Source organism: Dyadobacter sp. OTU695, from assembly GCF_038440355.1.
GTDB lineage: Bacteria > Bacteroidota > Bacteroidia > Cytophagales > Spirosomataceae > Dyadobacter.
On record NZ_JASATN010000019.1, the window covers coordinates 75,319 to 94,387 of the forward strand.

Annotated in this window: 15 protein-coding genes; 1 reads left to right on the forward strand and 14 read right to left on the reverse strand. The window is 49.4% G+C overall.

The window, feature by feature from the left end; genetic code table 11:
• Nucleotides 1–2: 2 nt before the first annotated feature.
• The 9 genes from AAHB90_RS26355 to AAHB90_RS26395 all read right to left on the reverse strand — a co-directional run bounded on the left by AAHB90_RS26355 (nt 3) and on the right by AAHB90_RS26395 (nt 13,668).
• Nucleotides 3–704: a DUF3823 domain-containing protein gene (locus AAHB90_RS26355; protein WP_342088222.1), complete on the reverse strand. Its 702-nt coding sequence runs from the start codon at nt 702–704 to the stop codon at nt 3–5.
• 27 nt (nt 705–731) lie between these two features.
• Complete coding sequence (locus AAHB90_RS26360; protein ID WP_342088223.1) at nt 732–2,639, reverse strand: RagB/SusD family nutrient uptake outer membrane protein; 1,908 nt, start codon at nt 2,637–2,639, stop codon at nt 732–734.
• 17 nt (nt 2,640–2,656) lie between these two features.
• Nucleotides 2,657–6,151: a TonB-dependent receptor gene (locus AAHB90_RS26365; protein WP_342088224.1), complete on the reverse strand. Its 3,495-nt coding sequence runs from the start codon at nt 6,149–6,151 to the stop codon at nt 2,657–2,659.
• 217 nt (nt 6,152–6,368) lie between these two features.
• Complete coding sequence (locus AAHB90_RS26370) at nt 6,369–7,514, reverse strand: FecR family protein (RefSeq protein WP_342088225.1); 1,146 nt, start codon at nt 7,512–7,514, stop codon at nt 6,369–6,371.
• 92 nt (nt 7,515–7,606) lie between these two features.
• On the reverse strand, nt 7,607–8,224 hold the full coding sequence (locus AAHB90_RS26375) for an RNA polymerase sigma factor (RefSeq protein ID WP_342088226.1): 618 nt from the start codon (nt 8,222–8,224) through the stop codon (nt 7,607–7,609).
• A 148-nt stretch (nt 8,225–8,372) separates the two neighbouring features.
• Complete coding sequence (locus AAHB90_RS26380) at nt 8,373–9,293, reverse strand: hypothetical protein (protein ID WP_342088227.1); 921 nt, start codon at nt 9,291–9,293, stop codon at nt 8,373–8,375.
• A gap of 76 nt (nt 9,294–9,369) precedes the next feature.
• Nucleotides 9,370–10,443: an aminotransferase class V-fold PLP-dependent enzyme gene (locus tag AAHB90_RS26385; protein ID WP_342088228.1), complete on the reverse strand. Its 1,074-nt coding sequence runs from the start codon at nt 10,441–10,443 to the stop codon at nt 9,370–9,372.
• A 106-nt stretch (nt 10,444–10,549) separates the two neighbouring features.
• On the reverse strand, nt 10,550–12,457 hold the full coding sequence (gene serA / locus AAHB90_RS26390; protein ID WP_342088229.1) for a phosphoglycerate dehydrogenase: 1,908 nt from the start codon (nt 12,455–12,457) through the stop codon (nt 10,550–10,552).
• Between the two features lie 236 nt (nt 12,458–12,693).
• Complete coding sequence (locus tag AAHB90_RS26395) at nt 12,694–13,668, reverse strand: YheT family hydrolase (protein ID WP_342088230.1); 975 nt, start codon at nt 13,666–13,668, stop codon at nt 12,694–12,696.
• A gap of 115 nt (nt 13,669–13,783) precedes the next feature.
• On the opposite strand from AAHB90_RS26395, the gene AAHB90_RS26400 reads away from it, so the two are divergent.
• Nucleotides 13,784–13,975 carry a cold-shock protein gene (locus AAHB90_RS26400; protein WP_090386381.1) on the forward strand — a complete coding sequence of 64 codons (192 nt, stop codon included), beginning with the start codon at nt 13,784–13,786 and terminating at the stop codon, nt 13,973–13,975.
• A 63-nt stretch (nt 13,976–14,038) separates the two neighbouring features.
• On the opposite strand, the gene AAHB90_RS26405 is transcribed toward AAHB90_RS26400, so the two are convergent.
• From AAHB90_RS26405 to AAHB90_RS26425, 5 genes are all read right to left on the reverse strand, one after another.
• On the reverse strand, nt 14,039–14,974 hold the full coding sequence (locus AAHB90_RS26405; RefSeq protein ID WP_342088231.1) for a polysaccharide deacetylase family protein: 936 nt from the start codon (nt 14,972–14,974) through the stop codon (nt 14,039–14,041).
• Entirely contained in the window at nt 14,971–15,999 is a 1,029-nt protein-coding gene (locus AAHB90_RS26410; protein ID WP_342088232.1) for an aldo/keto reductase, read from the reverse strand. Before AAHB90_RS26410 ends, AAHB90_RS26405 begins: the two co-directional genes overlap by 4 nt.
• A gap of 102 nt (nt 16,000–16,101) precedes the next feature.
• A complete protein-coding gene (locus AAHB90_RS26415) occupies nt 16,102–16,482 on the reverse strand; it encodes a co-chaperone GroES (RefSeq protein ID WP_188934320.1) in 381 nt (126 codons plus the stop codon).
• 97 nt (nt 16,483–16,579) lie between these two features.
• A complete protein-coding gene (locus tag AAHB90_RS26420) occupies nt 16,580–18,049 on the reverse strand; it encodes an MBOAT family O-acyltransferase (RefSeq protein WP_342088233.1) in 1,470 nt (489 codons plus the stop codon).
• Between the two features lie 4 nt (nt 18,050–18,053).
• Nucleotides 18,054–18,998 carry a glycosyltransferase family 2 protein gene (locus AAHB90_RS26425; RefSeq protein ID WP_342088234.1) on the reverse strand — a complete coding sequence of 315 codons (945 nt, stop codon included), beginning with the start codon at nt 18,996–18,998 and terminating at the stop codon, nt 18,054–18,056.
• Between the last annotated feature and the right edge of the window lie 71 nt (nt 18,999–19,069).

The following is a 19,069-nucleotide window of genomic DNA, read 5'->3' on the forward strand; positions in this document are numbered from 1 at the left end:
CCTTATAAATTGACTTTCTGGACCGGCGAGAAAACCATGTCCTCCACATCCTTAATCTTCACGCCTACCCTTGCGAACACGTAGGCCTGGGCAGGCGAAAGCGTTGGGACGCTGGCTGTGAGATTAATGGCATTCAGGTCTTTGATATCAGCCCCGGGCATATCCGTTACTGCAACATTGGTAGCGCGTGCCACAAAATCTGTTTTGTTCACATACAATGAGACCCTTTCGATGTCTTTACCCTCGCTGCCGGTCAGGATTTTTTCGAGTTTGAGCGACACATTCACCTTACTCTCGCCCCCGCTGAACTGCGGCGTGCGGATCATGTAGTAAGGTATTACCTCCACATCCAACGTCTGGGTGCCCGAAAGGTTTACGAACACCGTATCCTTCGAAGCCGCGTCCTTGACAATCGTTTTGAATGGCCCCCGGTTTCTTGGAAAAACCAGTTTGTAACTGCCATCGAAAAGCAATGCGGAGTAGGAACCATCCTGCGCGATCGGCGCGTCGATGGCCGCCAGCTTGCCAAAACCGGGCTGCCAGAGTTGGAGCCGCACCTGGCCTTCTTCCACCCCCACAGGCTCGCCTTTGTACACGATCTGGCCTGAGAGCGTCGATTTGGGTTCGGTGTAGTTGTCTTTGTCGCAAGCCGTCAGGAGCGCAACCATCGCAATAAGCGGCATTATATGAAATCTGATTTTCATGATATCGTATCCTTTGAATGTGATGGTCTATTGGTTCGGGTTTCTGACGAGCTTCGGATTATTGCTGATGATCGCGTCGTCGATGTACGAATAGTAGTTACCGAGCTGGAAACGGTCGGCGCCAGTGACACGGCTCAGCTTGACCGGCTTGTAAATCCATTTGCCATTGTTAGCAGAGCCCGGATCGTAGATTTTGTACGACCACAATCCCCACGGCTGCGTGTTGCGCTTGGTGGCCTTACCCAGGTCTTTGGAAACTTCCGCCACGGTAATCGCATTGCCGTCCTGAATGAGGTGGGCGATGCGCCATCTTTTCATGTCATACAAAAGATGCCCTTCGAAAGCAAACTCCACGCGGCGTTCATGCACGAAGCGGTCGAAATTGAGTTCGGAGGCTTTCAGGGGCGTTACCAATCCTGCACGTGCGCGGACCTGATTCATGTAACCTGCCGCTTCTGCTGCCTGGCCCAGTTCAAATGCGGCTTCTGCTGCATTCAGGAGCACTTCGGCGTACCGGTAGCGGACGAGCCACACCTCGCTGTTCACCCCGCGCTGGCCGGAGCCGAGCACCGGATCGAGGTATTTGCGGAGGTAAAACCCGGTTTGCGCAGTGAATTCAAATCCGTCGATCGGGCCGTCGAAGCCTACGACTTGTTCGGGTACCGTTTTACCCGGAAGCGTTTTTTGGGCACCGCGGTCGTCGCCGCTGATGATTGTGCCATTGGCGAGCTGGTAACCGGCCCAGATATCCACTTTACGGCTTTTGAATGTGGTACCCGGCAGGATCACCGTTCCGGCAAGGCGGGCGTCGCGGCCTGCGAAAATGTCGGTTTGATCGTTGTAGTAGATCGGCGTTCCGTTTGCATTGGTGGTGGGAATCGGCGCGAATGTGTTGTCCAGTTTCTCGAATGCTTCTACAAATTGCAGCGACGGGTTAATGCGCCCTCCTTCCTCTTCCTCGGCACCGTAACGCGGCTGGTTCCAGCCGGTGAAGTAATGCACCTTTCCACTTTGCAGTTTGAAATCCTCTACAAAAATGACTTCGGAATTATTGGCCTTATCATAGAAAATGCTGGCGAAGTTTTCAGACAGGTCCGGCTTTTTGGTATACAATGCATAGGTCCCCGCCTTACCGGAAATGATTTCCTTGGCAGCTGTCAATGCTTTGGTATAATAACCATTCGCCATCGTCGCCGGAATGCCTACCTCGCCGCCTGGAAGTGATACTGCTGGCGTATTAGCCCCGTATTTGGCAATCGAACCCGCATAAAGGGCCGCTCTCACCTCCATGGCCAGCGCCGCAGCCTTGGTAGCACGCGATTTCTCGCCGGGTGTCGCCGGGAGTTTGTCCTTGATCTCCTCAGCCTCTTTGATGATGAAATCATAGATTTCCGACTCCTCCGCACGCGGATGTTGCAGGTAGCTCGGGTCGCCGCTGTAATCGTATACCATCGGTTCGAGGATCAGCGGCACACCGCCCATTCTTTTCGCCAGCTCGAAATAATAGGATGCACGCAGGAAACGTGCCTCGGCGAGGTAACGCTCGCGAACGGCCGGGCTGAGCTTTTCAGCAGCAGTACATTTCTGGATAAACAGGTTCATTTCGCGGATATAGGCGTAATCCCAGTGCGCCCATGAACCGAAACCCCAGCCGCTGTTCTGGAAATTGTTGTACCTGCCCGCCTCCGACCAGAAAGCCTCGTTGAAATCACTGATAGTCATCCAACCGGGATAATCGTTGATCGTTTTGAATGTGGATTGATCGACGTAGCGGTTGTACAGATCGCCTAATACCGAAAGTACCTGGCCTTCATCTGTCCAGATCTGTTCTTCAGAAAGCTGGCCGGTTGGCGGACGGTTCAGAAAATCGTCGTCGTTACAGCTCCAACCCAATGTCAATACGGCAATAGATAATATTTGAAATATCTTTTTCATGTTGGAATCCAATCGGTTTAAATAGATAGGTTGATGCCTACGTTCACAAACTTATTCTGCGGGAATTGCAACCCGTTATCGTTCTCGATTTCAGGGTCGATGCCGTACTCTTTCACATTGTCGATCGAGAACAGGTTATAGCCGTTGATATAGAACCGGGCACGTTGCAGACGAAGTTTTTCCAGGATCGATTTCGGCAGCGAGTAGCTAAGCTCGATCGTTCTGGCCCGGATATACTTCACGTTGTGCACCCAGAAAGTCGAGTTTTTGTAATTGATATGGCCGCCATCGTTGTAGCGTAGCGCGGGGTATTTACCAGGAATCCATTCACTGTTTACGTCGAACGGGTCTGCCCGGTGCCATCTGTCGAGGAAAATGCTGTTCAATGCACCTTCGTTCTGGTATGGCCAGCGCTGCTCGTAGTTCTGGTTCCAGGAATACATGGCGCCGCCCGAGAAGTCGGCATTGAAACCGATGCCTTTCCAGCTTACCGAGAAGTTCAATCCGAAGTTTACATTTGGCTGACCGGTTGCATTGTAGCCTATCGGTCTCTCGTCCAGTCCGTTAATCACATTATCGCCGTTGATGTCTTTGTATATCAAATCTCCCGGCAGCAAGGTGCGGTTACCCTGGCCGTCGATATTCACCGGATATTCCGCGATCTGCTGCGCCGATTGGAACTGGCCAGTGGCCTCATATCCCCAGAAAATATTAGTGTAGCGGTTCTCCTTCGAGTTACGGAATCGGTCCCAGGAGTTGTTGAAAATCGGCTTGTAGGATTCATTGAACCTTGTGCGTGAGAACGATACATTACCGCCTACCGAATAGTTGATGTTACCGGCTTTGCCATTGTAGGTCAATGCGCCTTCCCATCCGCGCTGCGAGTCGCTGTTCACGTTCTCATCGGGCAATGAATAGCCTAATTCACTGGGTACCAGGATGTCGTATTTGCGGCCAAGCAATCCTGTGCGGAGCCGGTAGAAATAGTCCACGCTACCGGTGATCTTCGTTCCCAGGAGAGAGAAGTCGGCGCCGATGTCCAGGATTTTACTTTTAAACCATGAAATCGTATTGATGATCTGGCCTTTATCCCGCGATGTTACCACGGCATTGCCGCTCAGGATCACATTTCCTTTGTTGTAATCGTAGCCTGGCAGGTATGCATACGGGCTCAGCGGCCTGTTGGGATCGTTATCGAAAAGGATATTGTCGTCCCCCAGGATACCGTATGACCCTCTGAATTTCAGGTCATCCAGAATGCTGTGCTCTCCAACCACTTTTTTGAAAAAGTCTTCCTCCGAAATCCTCCAACCTGCCGAAGCCGACGGGAACCAGCCTACCCGACGGTCGGGCGCAAACTTCCACGACGCGTCGCGCCGGGCCGAAACTTCGAGATAATACTTGCCTGCATAATCGTAATTCACCCTACCGATATACCCTATACGTGCAAGTTCCGTATCGCTGTCATTATACGTATCCATCGTTGGGAAATAGATCAATGGCAGCACGTTGGTTTTGGGAACGGCATGCACCCATTGCTCCTGTACCTGCTCGTCCTGCCATTCGGACACGAATGTCGCGCCGACGGTGTGTTTGCCGAATGTGTTGTTGTAGGCGAGCTGTCCCTGGTACACATTGCGCATGACTTTTTTGGTGCCGCGCTCGCGCCACGGGTTGGTGGAGCCGCCGGTTACGGTGTAAGTATCGTCGTTCGGATTGTAGGTGTAAGCCTTGTAGGTGTACTCGTGGCCGTTCATGACGCGGTCGGCGATGTAGTAAGAATACATTCCCCTCGCGCTCAAACCTTTCACACCCGGAATCTGATATTCTGCCGAGAAGTTGGTTTGCAACACGCGCCAGTATTCGGTCCAGTAGCCGCCGAGTTTCTTGTTATTATAAGCCCAGTTGGTTTCGTTATGCTTGATATCGTTCAGATACTCAGGGTTATCGTTCGCGTACGGGCGCTCGAACGGGCGGTTGCGCAGGATCGCGAAGCGGGGGAGCCAGTAGTCGTCTGCACCGGGGATACCGGGCTGGTCGCGCTTCTCAATCCGGCCGTTGATCTGCACACCGAGTTTCAGGCGGTCGGTAATTTTCGCATCCACATTGCTCTGGATGTTCGTTCGGTCGAATGTAAATTCCCGGCCCAGCACGGAGTTCTGGCTCAGGCGTGTCGCTGAAATGTAATAGTTGATTTTATCCGAACCGCCCGTCATGTTCAGGTTGATCGAGCTCAGCGGCGCATTCTTCTTGATAATGAAGTCTTTCCAGTTGAATGTCTGATAACCGCGTTCGGTACCTGCCCTGTATTTTTCAAGTTCTGACTGCGTGATGGACGTTTTGCCATACTGGTTCATTTCCGCTTCCGCCTTGCCTAACATCCATTGATAGGAATCGTTCACCACATTCGGGAAGCGCGACCAGTTTTGCCAGCCGGTGTAAGCATCGACGCTCACCGTATTTTTAGCACCCATTTTACCGCGTTTGGTCGTTACAACCACCACCCCATTCGCCGCACGAACCCCGTAAATGGCCGCAGAAGCGTCTTTCAGCACCGAAATGCTTTCAATATCGTTGGGGGAAATGTTGTTGAACTGACCCGCATCCTGCTGGATACCGTCGATGACGAACAACGGGTTACCCATATTACGGATCTGGATGTTGGCACTCGCACCGGGCCGGCCATCCGGCATCCGGAATGTGACGCCAGGGATTTTTCCTGCCAGACCCGAGCTTACCGTGGAACCGCCGTGTACGCGTTCGATGTCCTTGCTGGTCACCGTGGCGATCGCGCCCGTGAGTGATTCTTTTCTTTGCGTACCATAACCTACCACAACCACTTCTTCCAACGCTTTGTTATCTACTTTTAAAACGATGTCCAATGTGCTCTGGCCTGCTGGAACGGCCACTTCCTGCGAAATAAACCCTACAAACGAGAAGATCAGCACATGCTCGCCATTGGGCAGCGTGAGCGAGAAATTGCCTTTTTCGTCCGTGGAAGTACCCGTCTGCGTACCTTTCAATACCACACTTACGCCGGGCAAACCTGCACCGGCTTCGTCTTTCACCACACCCAAAATGGACTTATCCACCGTCTCGGCGCTGATTTCCACAATCGGCGTTTCCTCCGACACCGGCTCGGCCGACGCATGGTCGGGTTTGATCACGATCAGGTCGTTCTTGATATTGTAATGCAGTTCCAGCGGTTTCAGTAAAGCGTCTAAAACGGCCGATAATGAGCCATTTTTAACCTTCACCGAAGCCCGGCGGTCAGATTGGATCAATTTTGAGCTGAATATGAACTTCGCATTGGTCTGCTTTTCCAACTGCGCGAAGATCGTTTTGATCTCCTCGTTCCGGATGTCAACGGTAACCTTCTGGCTCAATGCGGATTGAGCCCTCCCGTCGTTTGCCCACGTGATGCCTGCGAACAGGCCAGCCAGGATACATTGCATTAATGTGATTCGCATGAGCTTGATGAGAAAGTCTTCAGGTCGTCGAACTTTTTTCATATTTTTGAATGAATTTGTTGTTTAAGGAGATTATTCAACGAAATCTTCCCCTGTTCATCCATTGTCCAAATGGATGTAGCAGTAATGTCCGTTACTGTGGGGGAACCTGGGATCAGTCATGCTGGAACATGGCTGGTCTTTTTTTATTTTCAGGCAATAGGGTATCGTTACGTCATAGGCGGCGTTTAGGGTAAAATGTGATATGTCGGGTTTAAAACTACTTACATCCTTTTCCCAGGATCGTTATCTGGTTATCGGTCACGTCATACTGCGCATCCAGCGCATTGCAGATCACATCGAGCTTTTCCTTCAAAGGCTGCCCGATCAAAGTCGCGTTCAGCGGGCAACTGCCCATTTTTTCCCGGTCATAAACGATCCGGACGTTGTAGGCGCCTTCCAGTATCCGGAACACCTCCGAAACCGGAGTTTCATCAAATACAAATTGTTGCTTGGAAACATCTTTATCCGAGGTTACCGTCGCGACAGCAGGCAACGGAATGATTTTACCGCTCTCTTTCGAGAACGCGATCCGCTGATCGTGGCTGAGCGTTACGCCTTCCAGTTCGGGCTTATCCAGAACGGCTTCCTTTTGGCTGTTGTCCAGGTTACCGATGGAAAAAACGGAGACCGTGCCCGTTCGAACTTCTACTTTGATATCCTCGCTTTCCGAAGAAGCGTCGATCGTGAAACTGGTTCCGAGCACTTTGGTAGCCAGGCCGTAACTGTATACCAGGAATGGTTTCTGTTTGTTTTTTACTATTTCAAAAAACGCCTTTCCCGTCAATGTAACCTCTCTCCTCTTCTTGTTTACGCCCTCCGAATAGCTTAATCTGCCGCCCGGCTGCAATACTACCGAGCTTCCGTCTTGCAGCAATACCGTCATCGGCTTGTCGGTGTCATTGTATTTCTGAATGGTATTGGTCGTACCCGTTTCCTCCCGCACCGCCACTTCCTGCAAAGGGCCATCGGCTTTTTTGTAATAGAACCAGTAACTCACCGATCCTATACTCAGGATCAGCGCTGCTGATGCCGCCACGCGCGCCCAACGCCATCCCTGCCTGCGGCTTGTTTTGAAAACGGCGACGGGCTCGTGGTCGGGCATCTTCTGTCCGTCGTCATGCATGTGGCTTTCGACGATACTCCACATTCTGTCGCTTTGCTTCTGGGTGGGCTGATGCCTTCCCGTATCTTTTGCCAGCAGAATAACGTACTCCCGCGCCGAATCCACGGTCTGGCGTTTTCCCGGATTGTTTTCCAGGAAAGCCCGCCATTTGCGGTCGCTGAGCTCGTCGGGATGCATTACCCAAGCGATAAACGCTTCATTTCTGATCAGCTCGGTCAGAGAATAAGGATCGTGCTTCATGTTTCGCGGGATGCAGTTATCGTCGTTCAATAGTACAGAGCGACGAAACGCGGATTTAACCTCTCCAAAATGAAATTTTTTGAAGAAATATTTTAAAAAAATAGTAACAGCCAGAAAATCAGGGAAGAAATGAGCAGGATTTCCCGGCTCTGGCGCAGGGAAGTCAATGCTTTGTAGATGAAATTGCGGACGGATTTCTCATTGACGCCCATGATCCCGGCTATTTCTTCAATGCTGAAATCGTCGAAATAGCGAAGGGTAAGTGCTTCAACTTGCCGCTCGGGCAATTGTGCAAGTAATTCCTGGATACGTTGCGCACGGATAGATGTAGATTCGACCTCGATCAGGATCGCTTCCGAATGGGTGTGGTTTGCGGGCGTATCCTCATCGTCCAGCTCACTGATTTCCTCCATGGAAGGAAACTTATCCAGAGCGACATGAATACGCCGGCGCAATGCGCGGTAAAGGTAAAATTTGACCGAGGTAACGTTTTCCGTGAGGTTTTGCCGCAGCCGCCAGATATCGATGAACACATCCTGAACCGCGTCCTCTACGAGCGAGGAATTGGTTGAAAGCTTGCTGCCGTAGTTGTAAAGTGTGCGGTGGTATCTCTCGAAAATCGCAGTAAAGGCTTGCTCATCGCCCGTGCGAATCCTTTGCCATAGATCATGATCTTTGGTTTCCCCCGTTGAGGTAGCAATCTGAATCACTGCTTTTGTCCGTTTTCGTAAGAAAGCATAAAGCTAAAAATTTATCCTTAAAATACCATTGAGGTGTCGGCTATCCTACGCGGGCAATCCCCATTAATGCAAAAAGCTGCCTTTTAAGGCAGCCTTGTTACTTTACATATGTGTGTTACTATAAGTTTCGCTTGATTTCCCTCACAAATGCAGCCGGGACACCCACCAACCGTGCGATTTCCTTCTGGGTGAATTTGGTTTCGCGGAGAAGGTTTCCGACGACGGTGGTATTGCGTTCGAGACGCTCCTTGGCAATTCCTTGTTCAAGGCCCTTCTCCTCTGCCTCCTCTTTTACAATATGCAAAATAGCTTCTTCGATTGTCATAGCTATTGGGTCTGGATTAATTGATCTGTCTATTTCCTGTCTGGACTGCTTATCAAGTTCCTCGCTTCCCAGTCTCACATAAAATTTCAAAAAATGCATCAACTTTACAATCTTCTCCTTCGGAATTTTACTACTTAAAAGCTTCTTTGCCAGATCAATTTTCAAACGGTAGAGTTCATCAACCGAAAACCTCTTCCCATTAATCGCCAGCTTAACCGTCTGAATTACCTGGGCAAAAGGATTGTCACTGATAGCAAGCTCGTCGTCCGATTGATCCAGTATCTTGAAACTGTTGAACCGAAAACATAAACTCGTTCCCAGGCAAGCCTGTTCGAACTGATCGGGCAGGAAATATTTGCATTCATCCGTCAGAATAGCAAATGCGGTAATGGGCTGACGGTACTTGTCCCAGATACGGTAATAATAGGTGAACATTCGGTCAGCGAAACGCTCATCACGGTAACCTTGTACTTCGATGTGTACAAGCAACCAGGCTTCCCTCCCGGACCGGCGGTAAACTTTTACCAGCTTATCTACATACTTCGGGGCGTAATTATCATTTTCGGGAGGAAAGAGCTGTTCCAGTTCCTTGTCCAGGTATTCAAAACCGCGTCCGAGCTCGAAAAGTCCGTCTGCGTTAGGAAAGAAAAATTTAAGAAAGTCATCAAAAATATCTTCCAGTATCGATTTCCATAGAATGTCGTTCCGTTTCATTTGAAAAAGAAAAGGGTGCCTGAACATTTGTACGTTCAGGCACCCTTTTGGTAACACTATTCTACAAGCTATTTTTTCAGAGCTTTCCGAGCTCGTGGATCAGCTTTTCGGTTTCCTCCACAGAAGTTGCCGGGAAGTTGGCAATGCGCAGCTGGGTAGCCTTGCCAGCACCATAACCGCTCCCGATCACCATGCCTTTTGCTTTAATGCTCTTGATAATATCTGCTGACGGCGCTTCTGTATCTGTCACAATTACTGTTTGAGAGCGGAAAGCTTTGTCTTTCACAAATGCTGAAAAACCTGCCGTCTTCTCGATAAACTTGTAAAGCAACCCTGCCTTGTGTTCAGTCTCCTTACGGATGTTCTGCACACCGATCCGGTTGAAGTCCTCCGCAACCTTTCCCAGCAGGTAAATGCCCATCACATTCGGCGTCGCGGGCGTTTCGTTGTTTTGCGCATTCTTCCAGAGTGTTGGCAAGTCGTTATGCGCGCCGATGGAATAGGTGTTGCGAATGCTCTTCGCTTTTTCCAGACAACGCTCGTTTACGATCCAGACACCGAGGCCAGCCGGCAGACCGAATGCTTTTTGCACGGAGAAAAACGCCGTGTCGATAATGCTGTAATCCAGCTCGGGATAGGGCGCAGAAGACACCATATCTACGGCAATGAATTTGTCAGGATGCTTCTGTTTCAATTTATGGATCTCAGCAACCTGCATTTGAACACCCGAACTGGTTTCATTGTGCGTCGTGGCGATCAGTTCGGCATACTCCGGCACTTCGATTTCCGAAGCGACAAAACCCTCTCCCATCGGTTTTTCAAACTTGTGGGCGTATTTATTCAATGCATTGGAATAATCGTAAAACTTCTTCGAAAACGAGCCATTTACGAGATGGAAGCTTTCCAGTTCCACCGTACTGAACAGAATGCGCTCCCATGCTTCGGAAGCCGAGCCGAGAAAAAGGATCGCGTGCGTATCAGGTACGTTGAGTAGCGTGCGCAGCTGGTCGACTGTGAATTTATGCAAGTCGCGGTATTGCTGGCTGCGGTGCGAGATCGAACCGAGCTGGTTTTCGACGAATGTCTTCAAATGTTGCTCAAACGTCGGATACAAGGCTGCTGGCCCAGGGGTGAAATATGTTAATGACATGGGTAGAAATAATGAATGACCGGGTCGCCGGCACGATAAACAGGTGAATGAACCGCTATGAAACAGAAATGGTCAGCCTTGAATCAGCTGACCATTCGCATACTTCCTAGTATAGCATCCGGAAACGGATCGTTCCTTCCACCTCTTTCACTTCCTGGATAAATTCCTCTGTATAATCTTTGGCGATATCCACGATCACGTAGCCGATATGTTCATTGGTTTTGAGGTATTGGCCGGTGATGTTGATATTGTTTTTCGCAAAAATCTGGTTCAGCTTCGCCAGTACGCCCGGTACGTTGGCGTGAATGTGCAGCAAGCGGTGCGAGTCTTTCAGCTTTGGCAATTGTACCTCGGGGAAGTTGACGCTGCCGTAAGAGCTACCATTATTCATAAATTCCAGCAATTTGGAAGGCACGAAATGGCCGATATTTTCCTGCGCTTCTTCGGTGCTGCCACCGATATGCGGGGTCAGGATCACGTTCGGCAAGCCAAGCAGCTCGCTTTCGAACATCTCGTCGTTGGTTTTCGGCTCCTTAGGGAATACGTCCACGCCCGCGCCGGCTACTTTACCGCTTTTCACGGCATCAGCCAACGCTTTGATGTCCACAACGTGTCCGCGTGAGAGGTTCAGGAAGATCACACCGTCTTTCATCAGATCAAACTCGCGTTTGCCGATCATGTTCGTGTTTTCCTTACGCCCGTCCACGTGCAAGCTCAGCACATCGGACATTGACAGCAATTCTTCCAGTGTATTGACTTTCTTGGCATTTCCGATAGACAGTTTTTCAACCGCGTCGTAGAAATAAACCTCCATTCCCAAAGCTTCGGCGACCACAGAAAGCTGGGTACCGATGCTTCCGTAACCCACCATACCGAGTTTTTTACCGCGGATTTCGAAACTACCGTTCGCCGATTTGTCCCAGATGCCTTTGTGCATGGAATTGCTTTTACCAACGATATTCCGGATGAGCATGATCATTTCGCCCACAGCCAGTTCCACCACAGAGCGTGTATTGCTATAAGGTGCATTGAACACCGCGATACCCTTTTTGGCCGCTTCTTCGAGGTCGATTTGGTTGGTGCCAATGCAAAACGCACCGATCGCCATCAGTCGGTTCGCATTTTCGAGTACACGTTTGGTAATGGTCGTTTTAGAGCGGATACCGATAATGGATACATCCTTGATACGCTCGCAAAGTTCATCTTCATCGAGAGCGCCTTTCACGAACTCCACATTAAAGCCCTCTACTTCGAACGCCTTACGTGCAACCGGGTGCACGTTTTCAAGGAGTAATACCTTAATGCGGCTTTTCGGAAATGACTGACTTCTGCTGAATTTGTTATCATAAAGAAAATCGTCGAAAGAAGTAGCGATGTGATCAGCCACTGCCGTTACTTTCGGACGTTCGACGTTTTCTGTAAATGCATAAAAACGGTTGGCAAGGCCGGAGGCTTTCAATTCATAGTCCGTATAACCATCACCGATAGCGTAAACGTCGCCCGACAGGTTCAATGCAGAAAGTATCTTGATCTTTCCGCCGTCCATGGACAAAACATTTTCCTCATCGATGCCGATGATATTTCCTTCTTCGTCAAACAGGAACTCATTGGCGTACACATGGTCGGCCAGAATACCCAGCTCAGTAGCCACGGGAACGATAAATTCCTTAAATCCGCTTGAAACGATAAAAATCTGCTCCGCATTCTCCGTTAAAAACTGCGTATTGCGCTTAAACGAGTCCGAAACCTTGGTTCTCAGGAAAGAAACCAGCTCTTCAATGTGCGAGCGGTTCGCTTTCAGTAAGGCGATTCGCTGGCGCAGACCATCCGCAAACGACATTTCGCCATTCATACCCTTGTTGGTCAGATCAGAAATCTTCTGAACAATCTGATCACGCTCCGGATGGCCTTTGAGGGCGATCGCGGCCAATTCGTCGAGCCCCTCCACTTTCGTGAACGTGCTGTCGAAATCAATGATAATGTACGGTGCTGGATTGAGTGTTAATGTGGACATGAAGCAGGAAATAACTGAAAAATGATCGAGTTAATGTAATTTTTATCTCTAAGGGTCCGGCCTGTTTGAAACAGGCCACAAAATTACCAAAATCTATTGGTATATAGCGCTAACAAAATAATGTTTGGAACAGTTTTATTCTTCGACGAAGTGCCCACGAATGTGTCGTACAGGATCGGAAATGTCAGGAAATAGTCAGAGTGGCAAGGAAGTAGTCAGGATACGGTCAGGGATCGTCAGAGGGTGGTCAGGAATTGCAGGGCATGTTTTTCCGACCAGTAGAATTCGTCCGTAAGGCGCGCGGGCCGGAAACCGCAATGGCCGCCGTCTCTCGTCGCCAGCAAAGTCACATTGGAATGCGACCGGAGTACTTCAATCGGAAGGCTGTCGAATGGGACTATCGGGTCGTTTTCAGCATTTACGATCATCGTCTGTACCGAAATCGGCTCGATAAAGTGCATCGAGCTGCATTCTGCATAATAATGGTCCGCTCCGGTATACCCGTGCAGCGGCGCGGTGTAAATATGATCAAAATCGTAGAGGGTTTTGACCAATGCATGGTCCTTCAAATCAATCCGCTGGGGGTACAGGCCCGCTTTTTCCACCACTTTGGGTTTCAATGATTTCAAAAAACGGTGCATATAAATCTGGTTCCGGGGCTCAATGATCGCCAGGCTGCACGCTTTCAGGTCCATCGGCACGCTGAACACGATCGCACCTTTGATACGCCGGTCAATCGTGGCGCCCGATTCGCCAAGGTATTTCAAAGTCAGGTTTCCTCCCAAACTAAAACCAATCAGCCGCAGATCCGAATAACCTTTTTCAAATGCATACTTCACCACCGCATCCAGATCTTCCGTCGCCCCGCTGTGATAAAACCGGGCGGTCTGGTTCATCTCGCCGCCACAGCTCCGGAAGTTCCAGGCAAGGCAGTCGAACCCGTGAAAGTTGAGAAGTTTAACCATCCCCGTTATGTACTGGCGCGTGGAGTTACCTTCAAGACCATGCGAGAGAATTACCAGTGGTTTCGGCTCCTCGCCTTCGGCATATGACCAGTCCAGATTCAGGAAATCCTCATCGGGAGTTACAATTTTTTCACGAAAATATTTTATACCGTCTATCCGCCGAAAGAGTGCCGGGTAAATGCTTTGAAAATGCCCATTTGGAAGCCAATAAGGGGATATTCTTGATTTGAGGCGAGTTAGCGGCATAATATAAAACGCATTCTGAGAGGTTGGAATAATTCTAAGGTAAAGAAACTTTAATATTGCAAATATGCTTTTTATATCTAAATTTGGTCATTACAAAATAATAAGATCAATACTAATGGCAGAAGGTACAGTTAAGTTTTTCAATGAATCAAAGGGATACGGATTCATTCAACCATCATCAGGAGAGAAAGACATTTTCGTTCATGTTTCAGGTCTTCAGGACGATATCCGTGAAAACGACAAAGTGTCTTACGAAGTAGAAAATGGAAGAAAAGGCCTAAACGCAGTTAACGTACGCGTTATCTAAGGTTAGTTCATAATAAAGACATTTCGAAAGCACGTTCCCAACAGAGCGTGCTTTTTTAATGCCCTATTTTTTGCTTTTTGTCAAAGCTTCGTAAGCCTGCTGCGCTTCTTTATCCGCCGGCTCCATCCGCATGAGCGAACGGCGCTCGTCTGCATCTTTCACCCACCGATAAAGCCACGAAAAGCCCCAGTTCCCGTGATAATGCAACGGCAACCGGTAAGCCTGGTCATCCATCGCCTCCGCCAGGCTTATCAGCCGGTATTTCTTTTCTTTTAGCTTTTGAACTAAAACCGGCAGATAGTCGGTATTGAGCAGGTTGTCATGACACAGGTAAATCTGCCTTACCGGCCTGCCTGTTACTTTCAGCGCCACACCATCGAAATACTCGAAAAGTTGCAAACTAAGGTCGACATAGCGGTTCCCAATCGCCTTTGCTTCTTCTGTTTTACCTTCTTTCAATGCCTTTTCGTAAAGCTGTGTAAAAAGCCAGTCTTCACTTTCCACTGTAAATGGTGTCGAAATGTAACGATGTGCAGTCAGAAACTGCCCTATCCGGGCCTGTTCCGCACTATCCTTGCCCATTCCATTGAACGGAAACCGGAAGTATTCCAATTTCTTGCCCGCCTGTCTGGCCATTTCCCGCGACAATTCCTCTCCTTTTAAAACTTCCTCCTTAAATGCTTCGAAGCCTGTCTCTCCATAATTAGGATGCGAATAGCTGTGATTGCCAACGGTAACGTAGGGCCGGGAAATCCAGCTTTGAAGCAGTTTTTTGTTCTGTTCAAAAGCATTGTTCCGCTTCAAATTGCCCTCATTAATAAAAATCGCCACGGGCAGATTTAACGAATCCAGCTTTGCCAGTAGTCCGGATGAATTACCGCTTGCTGCATATAAATGAACATTCGGGACGTCATCGATCGTAATCGAAACGCTACGCTCCTGCGCCAAAACCGGCATTCTAGTGAGCAATAAAAGGAGGAGACTGCAATACTTTCTCATGGCTTGCCCGGGATTCGTTCGCGCGCCTGCCGCTCGATCATCCATTGCGGATACTCGGCTTTCAATGCGCTTACTTTATTCAACAGATCCAATTCGGCGGCATCCAGCGTCACGCTGGTGGAGGCAATGTTGTCTGCCAGTTGCTCCGGTTTTTTAGCACCGATGATGACGCTCGTCACAGCCTCCTGATGCAGCAACCACGCTAACGCGATCTGCGCCACCGATACCCCGTGCGCCTGGGCGATGGGCTGGATGACATCGATAATGTCGTAAGCTTTTTCCTTGTCGACAGGAGGAAAATCGAAGGTATCGCGGCGGTTCTCTCCGCTAAATTCGCTGTTACGGGTATATTTCCCGGACAAAAAACCACCCGCCAGCGGGCTCCAAGGCATTAATCCAAGGTTCTGGTCTTTCATCATCGGAATCAGCTCCCTTTCCAGGTCGCGGCCGGCGATGGTATAGTAATGCTGACATGCGACAAATTTTGTCCAGCCATTCTGCGCAGCAATACCGTTGGCCTTCATAATTTGCCACGCCGCATGGTTGCTCACCCCCAGGTAACGAACCTTGCCCGAGCGCACAATGTCTTCCAGCCCACGCATGGTTTCTTCCAATGACGTCTCCGCATCCACGCCGTGAATGTAAAACAAATCGATATGGTCGGTGCCGAGGCGTACAAGACTTTCATTCACCGAATCCATCAAATGCAGCCGTGATAACCCCACCTGATTCGCGCCGGGAGCCATCCGTCCGCGCGCTTTGGTGGCAATAAAAACATCGCTGCGCTTCACACCGAGTGCCTTGAACGCCGCTCCCAAAATCTCTTCCGACTTACCATATGAATACACATTAGCCGTATCGAAGAAATTGATGCCCGCATCCAGCGCCGTTTTCACCAAAGCCGTCCCCTCATCCTGCTGCACTTTCCCAATTACTTCAAAATAACCATCGCCCCCGAAAGTCATCGTCCCGAAACAAAGTTCCGAAACGAGTACCCCGGTATTGCCCAGAAAGTTGTATTTCATTTTAAGTTAAAGGTTTATGAGTTTAGGAGTTTAAGGTTTAAAGTTAATGAGTCAAAATAGTTTAGATCCCACGCTATACTCATCAACTCTAAACTCATACACTCATTCAAACAAATCCTCCGACCGCTCCAACATCAGTATCGAAGATTGTGGAACGATCACGTATTTCTGGCCATCGTATTCGAGGTCGATCGCGTTACGCTGGAGATAAATGGCCAGGTCGCCTTCCTTGGATTGGAGGGGCATATATTTCACTTTTTCTTCGGTCTCTTTCCAGGGCTCATCTTCCGCAGCCACGGGAATCGGGTAGCCCGGCCCTACTTTGATCACATAACCACTTTGAACCTGCTCTCTTTCGGTGACCGTCGGGGGCAGGTAGAGACCGCTGTTGGTGCGGTCGCTCGGGCTTTTGGGGCGGATCAGAACGCGATCCCCCACTACGATCAGACTTTTCAGCCTGTTGTCGGATGTTACTTCGTACATTTCAATTGATACTTAAATCGGTAATAAGAACGTCGGTAGTCCTTCAAAATCTGTTAACAAATAATTAAAGGCAAATGTTTGCAGCTACCCCTCCCTTTTAGAACTGGAAATAGATAAACTGGTTTTCCGAAACTACGCCCAGCAAGAAGTTTGCCAGCAGGATGAGCGGGAACAGGATGAAGAATACAGTGGTGTTCCGGGTCGGTATTTTCAGGTAATAATGCTCCTTAACCATCAGAAAAATGATCAGGAACAGGCAGAACCACATTTCTGCATTATTCATCGGTGTTTGCAACGGCTCGGAGAATGAGAAACCGGCCATCTTTTCAAGAATCAGGAACGACCGGCTTACCGGCGCCTTGTGGTTGCGGAAGAAAACCCAGGTAATGGTGACCAACGTGAAGGTAAACACCATGTTCAGGACATCCATAAAGACATTTTTGGGCATTTCGATACCGGCTTGCTTCAACCACTTGTCGCGCAATGAAGCGGCTACCTGGTAAAAGCCGTGCAATGCGCCCCAGATCACATAGTTCCAGCTCGCGCCATGCCATAGCCCGCTCACGAGGAATACGATGAACTGGTTGCGGTACTTGATCCATTCGCCTTTCCTGTTTCCACCCAGGGGAATATAGAGGTAATCTTTAAACCACGATGAAAGCGAAATGTGCCATCTGCCCCAGAATTCTGAAATGGATTTGGAAATATAGGGCGTCTTGAAGTTGTCCATCAAAGTAAAACCCATCACACGGGCCGCACCGATGGCGATGTCCGAGTACCCTGAAAAGTCGCAATAGATCCGAAATGCAAAGAAGATAGTGGCAACGATCAGCGTAAGCCCATTATGCTCGGTCGGCTTTTCATAGGCATAATCGACGAGCATTACGAGGCGGTCGGCGATCACCATTTTCTTGAAAAAACCGAAAGCCATTTGCATCAGCCCTGCCTTGACCTGCTCGAAATCGTATTTGAAAAACGAGTGGAACTGGAAAAGCATATTCTGCGGCCGCTCGATCGGGCCTGCGACGAGCTGCGGGTAGAACATCACATACAGGGCATAAATCCCGAAGTGCTTTTCGGCCGCCTGGTTGCCACGGTATACCTCGATCGTATAGCTCATAGCCTGGAATGTATGGAACGACAAACCGATCGGTAACAGCAACGCGCCGCTTCCCGTCGTCATCCATTCGGCAATCGGGCCGGGAATCAGTCGTGTGAATGCGGGAAATGCAGGCCTTAAATGCAGGTTGGTAAGAATGGCATTCACCGATTCCTGCACGAAATCGTAGTATTTGAAGAATGCGAGAATACCAATGTTCGAGATCAGGCTGATGACCAGCAGGAGCTTTTTCTGCCGCTGCTCCTGCGATTTTTCAATCCAGATCCCCGCATAATAGTCGATTATGATGGTTCCAAACAAGATCAGGATGAAAACCGGTTTGAAAACCATATAAAAATAGCAGCTGGTAGCTAGCAAGAGCATCCAACGGCCTTTCCACGACAGGCTGAAATATGCCAGCGTGACTACTATGAAAAAAACTGCAAATTGAATCGAATGAAAATCCATCAGGTCAAATGTACTCCCGGTTGACTATTTCCTCTTTGATAATGAACAAGGGCCGGTTTTTGGATTGAAAAAAAATCCGGAGCACATATTCTCCAATAATGCCCAACGCCAGCAATTGTACCCCGCTGAACAGGATAATCACAAAAAGCAGGGCTGCGAAACCCTCAATCACATGGGCAAAAAATAACTTTTTGAGCACGACCGTCGCGAAGTACAGCAGCGATATGACAATGGCCGTCATGCCCACCCGGCTCATAAATTTGATCGGAAACTCGCTGAAATTGAAAATACCGTTGTAAGCGAGGCCGAAAAGCTGTTTGAAGGAATATTTGGACTCCCCCGCAGCGCGTGCATCACGCTCGTACTCGTAGCCGACCTGCTTGAACCCAATCCAGGAGCGCATTCCGCGCAGGTAGCGGCTTTCTTCGGGCATCTTGTTCAGAACATCGACTACCCTGCGGCTGATCAATGCAAAGTCACCGCTGTCGAGCGGGATATCCACATAGGAAATGGAACGGAGAATGCGGTAAAACCAGTAATACCCCATTTTTTTAACAAAACCCTCTTTCCTCTTTTTACGCACCGCGTAAACTACGTCGTTGCCCTCTTGCAGCAATTTGTAAAATTCCGGCAAAAGCTCCGGCGGGTCCTGCAAATCGCCGTCGATTACGAAGAGTGCTTCCGTGCCGCGCGCTGCTGAAATACCGGCCGTCAACGCGAGCTGGTGGCCGTGATTACGCGAAAGAAAAACGCCATGATAACGCTCGTCCGTAAGAGCCACCTGTCTGATTTTGAGCGCAGTATCATCCCTACTGCCATCATCTATCAATACCACCTCAATGGACAGCGGGCTGGCATCCATCAACGCGTTGATACGTTGTACCAGCAGCGGGAACGTCTCAGATTCATTATATAGCGGCGCGACGATTGAAATTTGAGGAGTTTTCAATATGCTGAGTTTTTCAATGACCAATGGAGGCAAAAATACACCTTTCGGGCTATTATCGAAACATTCTGTTA

Excerpts from the sequence above, each read along its gene's own strand:
- AAHB90_RS26395 (WP_342088230.1), bottom strand. The coding sequence starts at position 13,668 with ATGCCGCTAACTCGCCTCAAATCAAGAATATCCCCTTATTGGCTTCCA.
- AAHB90_RS26385 (WP_342088228.1), bottom strand. The coding sequence starts at position 10,443 with ATGTCATTAACATATTTCACCCCTGGGCCAGCAGCCTTGTATCCGACG.
- AAHB90_RS26400 (WP_090386381.1), top strand. The coding sequence starts at position 13,784 with ATGGCAGAAGGTACAGTTAAGTTTTTCAATGAATCAAAGGGATACGGA.
- AAHB90_RS26370 (WP_342088225.1), bottom strand. The coding sequence starts at position 7,514 with ATGAAGCACGATCCTTATTCTCTGACCGAGCTGATCAGAAATGAAGCG.
- AAHB90_RS26405 (WP_342088231.1), bottom strand. The coding sequence starts at position 14,974 with ATGAGAAAGTATTGCAGTCTCCTCCTTTTATTGCTCACTAGAATGCCG.
- AAHB90_RS26420 (WP_342088233.1), bottom strand. The coding sequence starts at position 18,049 with ATGGATTTTCATTCGATTCAATTTGCAGTTTTTTTCATAGTAGTCACG.
- serA (WP_342088229.1), bottom strand. The coding sequence starts at position 12,457 with ATGTCCACATTAACACTCAATCCAGCACCGTACATTATCATTGATTTC.
- AAHB90_RS26360 (WP_342088223.1), bottom strand. The coding sequence starts at position 2,639 with ATGAAAAAGATATTTCAAATATTATCTATTGCCGTATTGACATTGGGT.
- AAHB90_RS26410 (WP_342088232.1), bottom strand. The coding sequence starts at position 15,999 with ATGAAATACAACTTTCTGGGCAATACCGGGGTACTCGTTTCGGAACTT.
- AAHB90_RS26355 (WP_342088222.1), bottom strand. The coding sequence starts at position 704 with ATGAAAATCAGATTTCATATAATGCCGCTTATTGCGATGGTTGCGCTC.
- AAHB90_RS26415 (WP_188934320.1), bottom strand. The coding sequence starts at position 16,482 with ATGTACGAAGTAACATCCGACAACAGGCTGAAAAGTCTGATCGTAGTG.
- AAHB90_RS26365 (WP_342088224.1), bottom strand. The coding sequence starts at position 6,151 with ATGAAAAAAGTTCGACGACCTGAAGACTTTCTCATCAAGCTCATGCGA.
- AAHB90_RS26380 (WP_342088227.1), bottom strand. The coding sequence starts at position 9,293 with ATGAAACGGAACGACATTCTATGGAAATCGATACTGGAAGATATTTTT.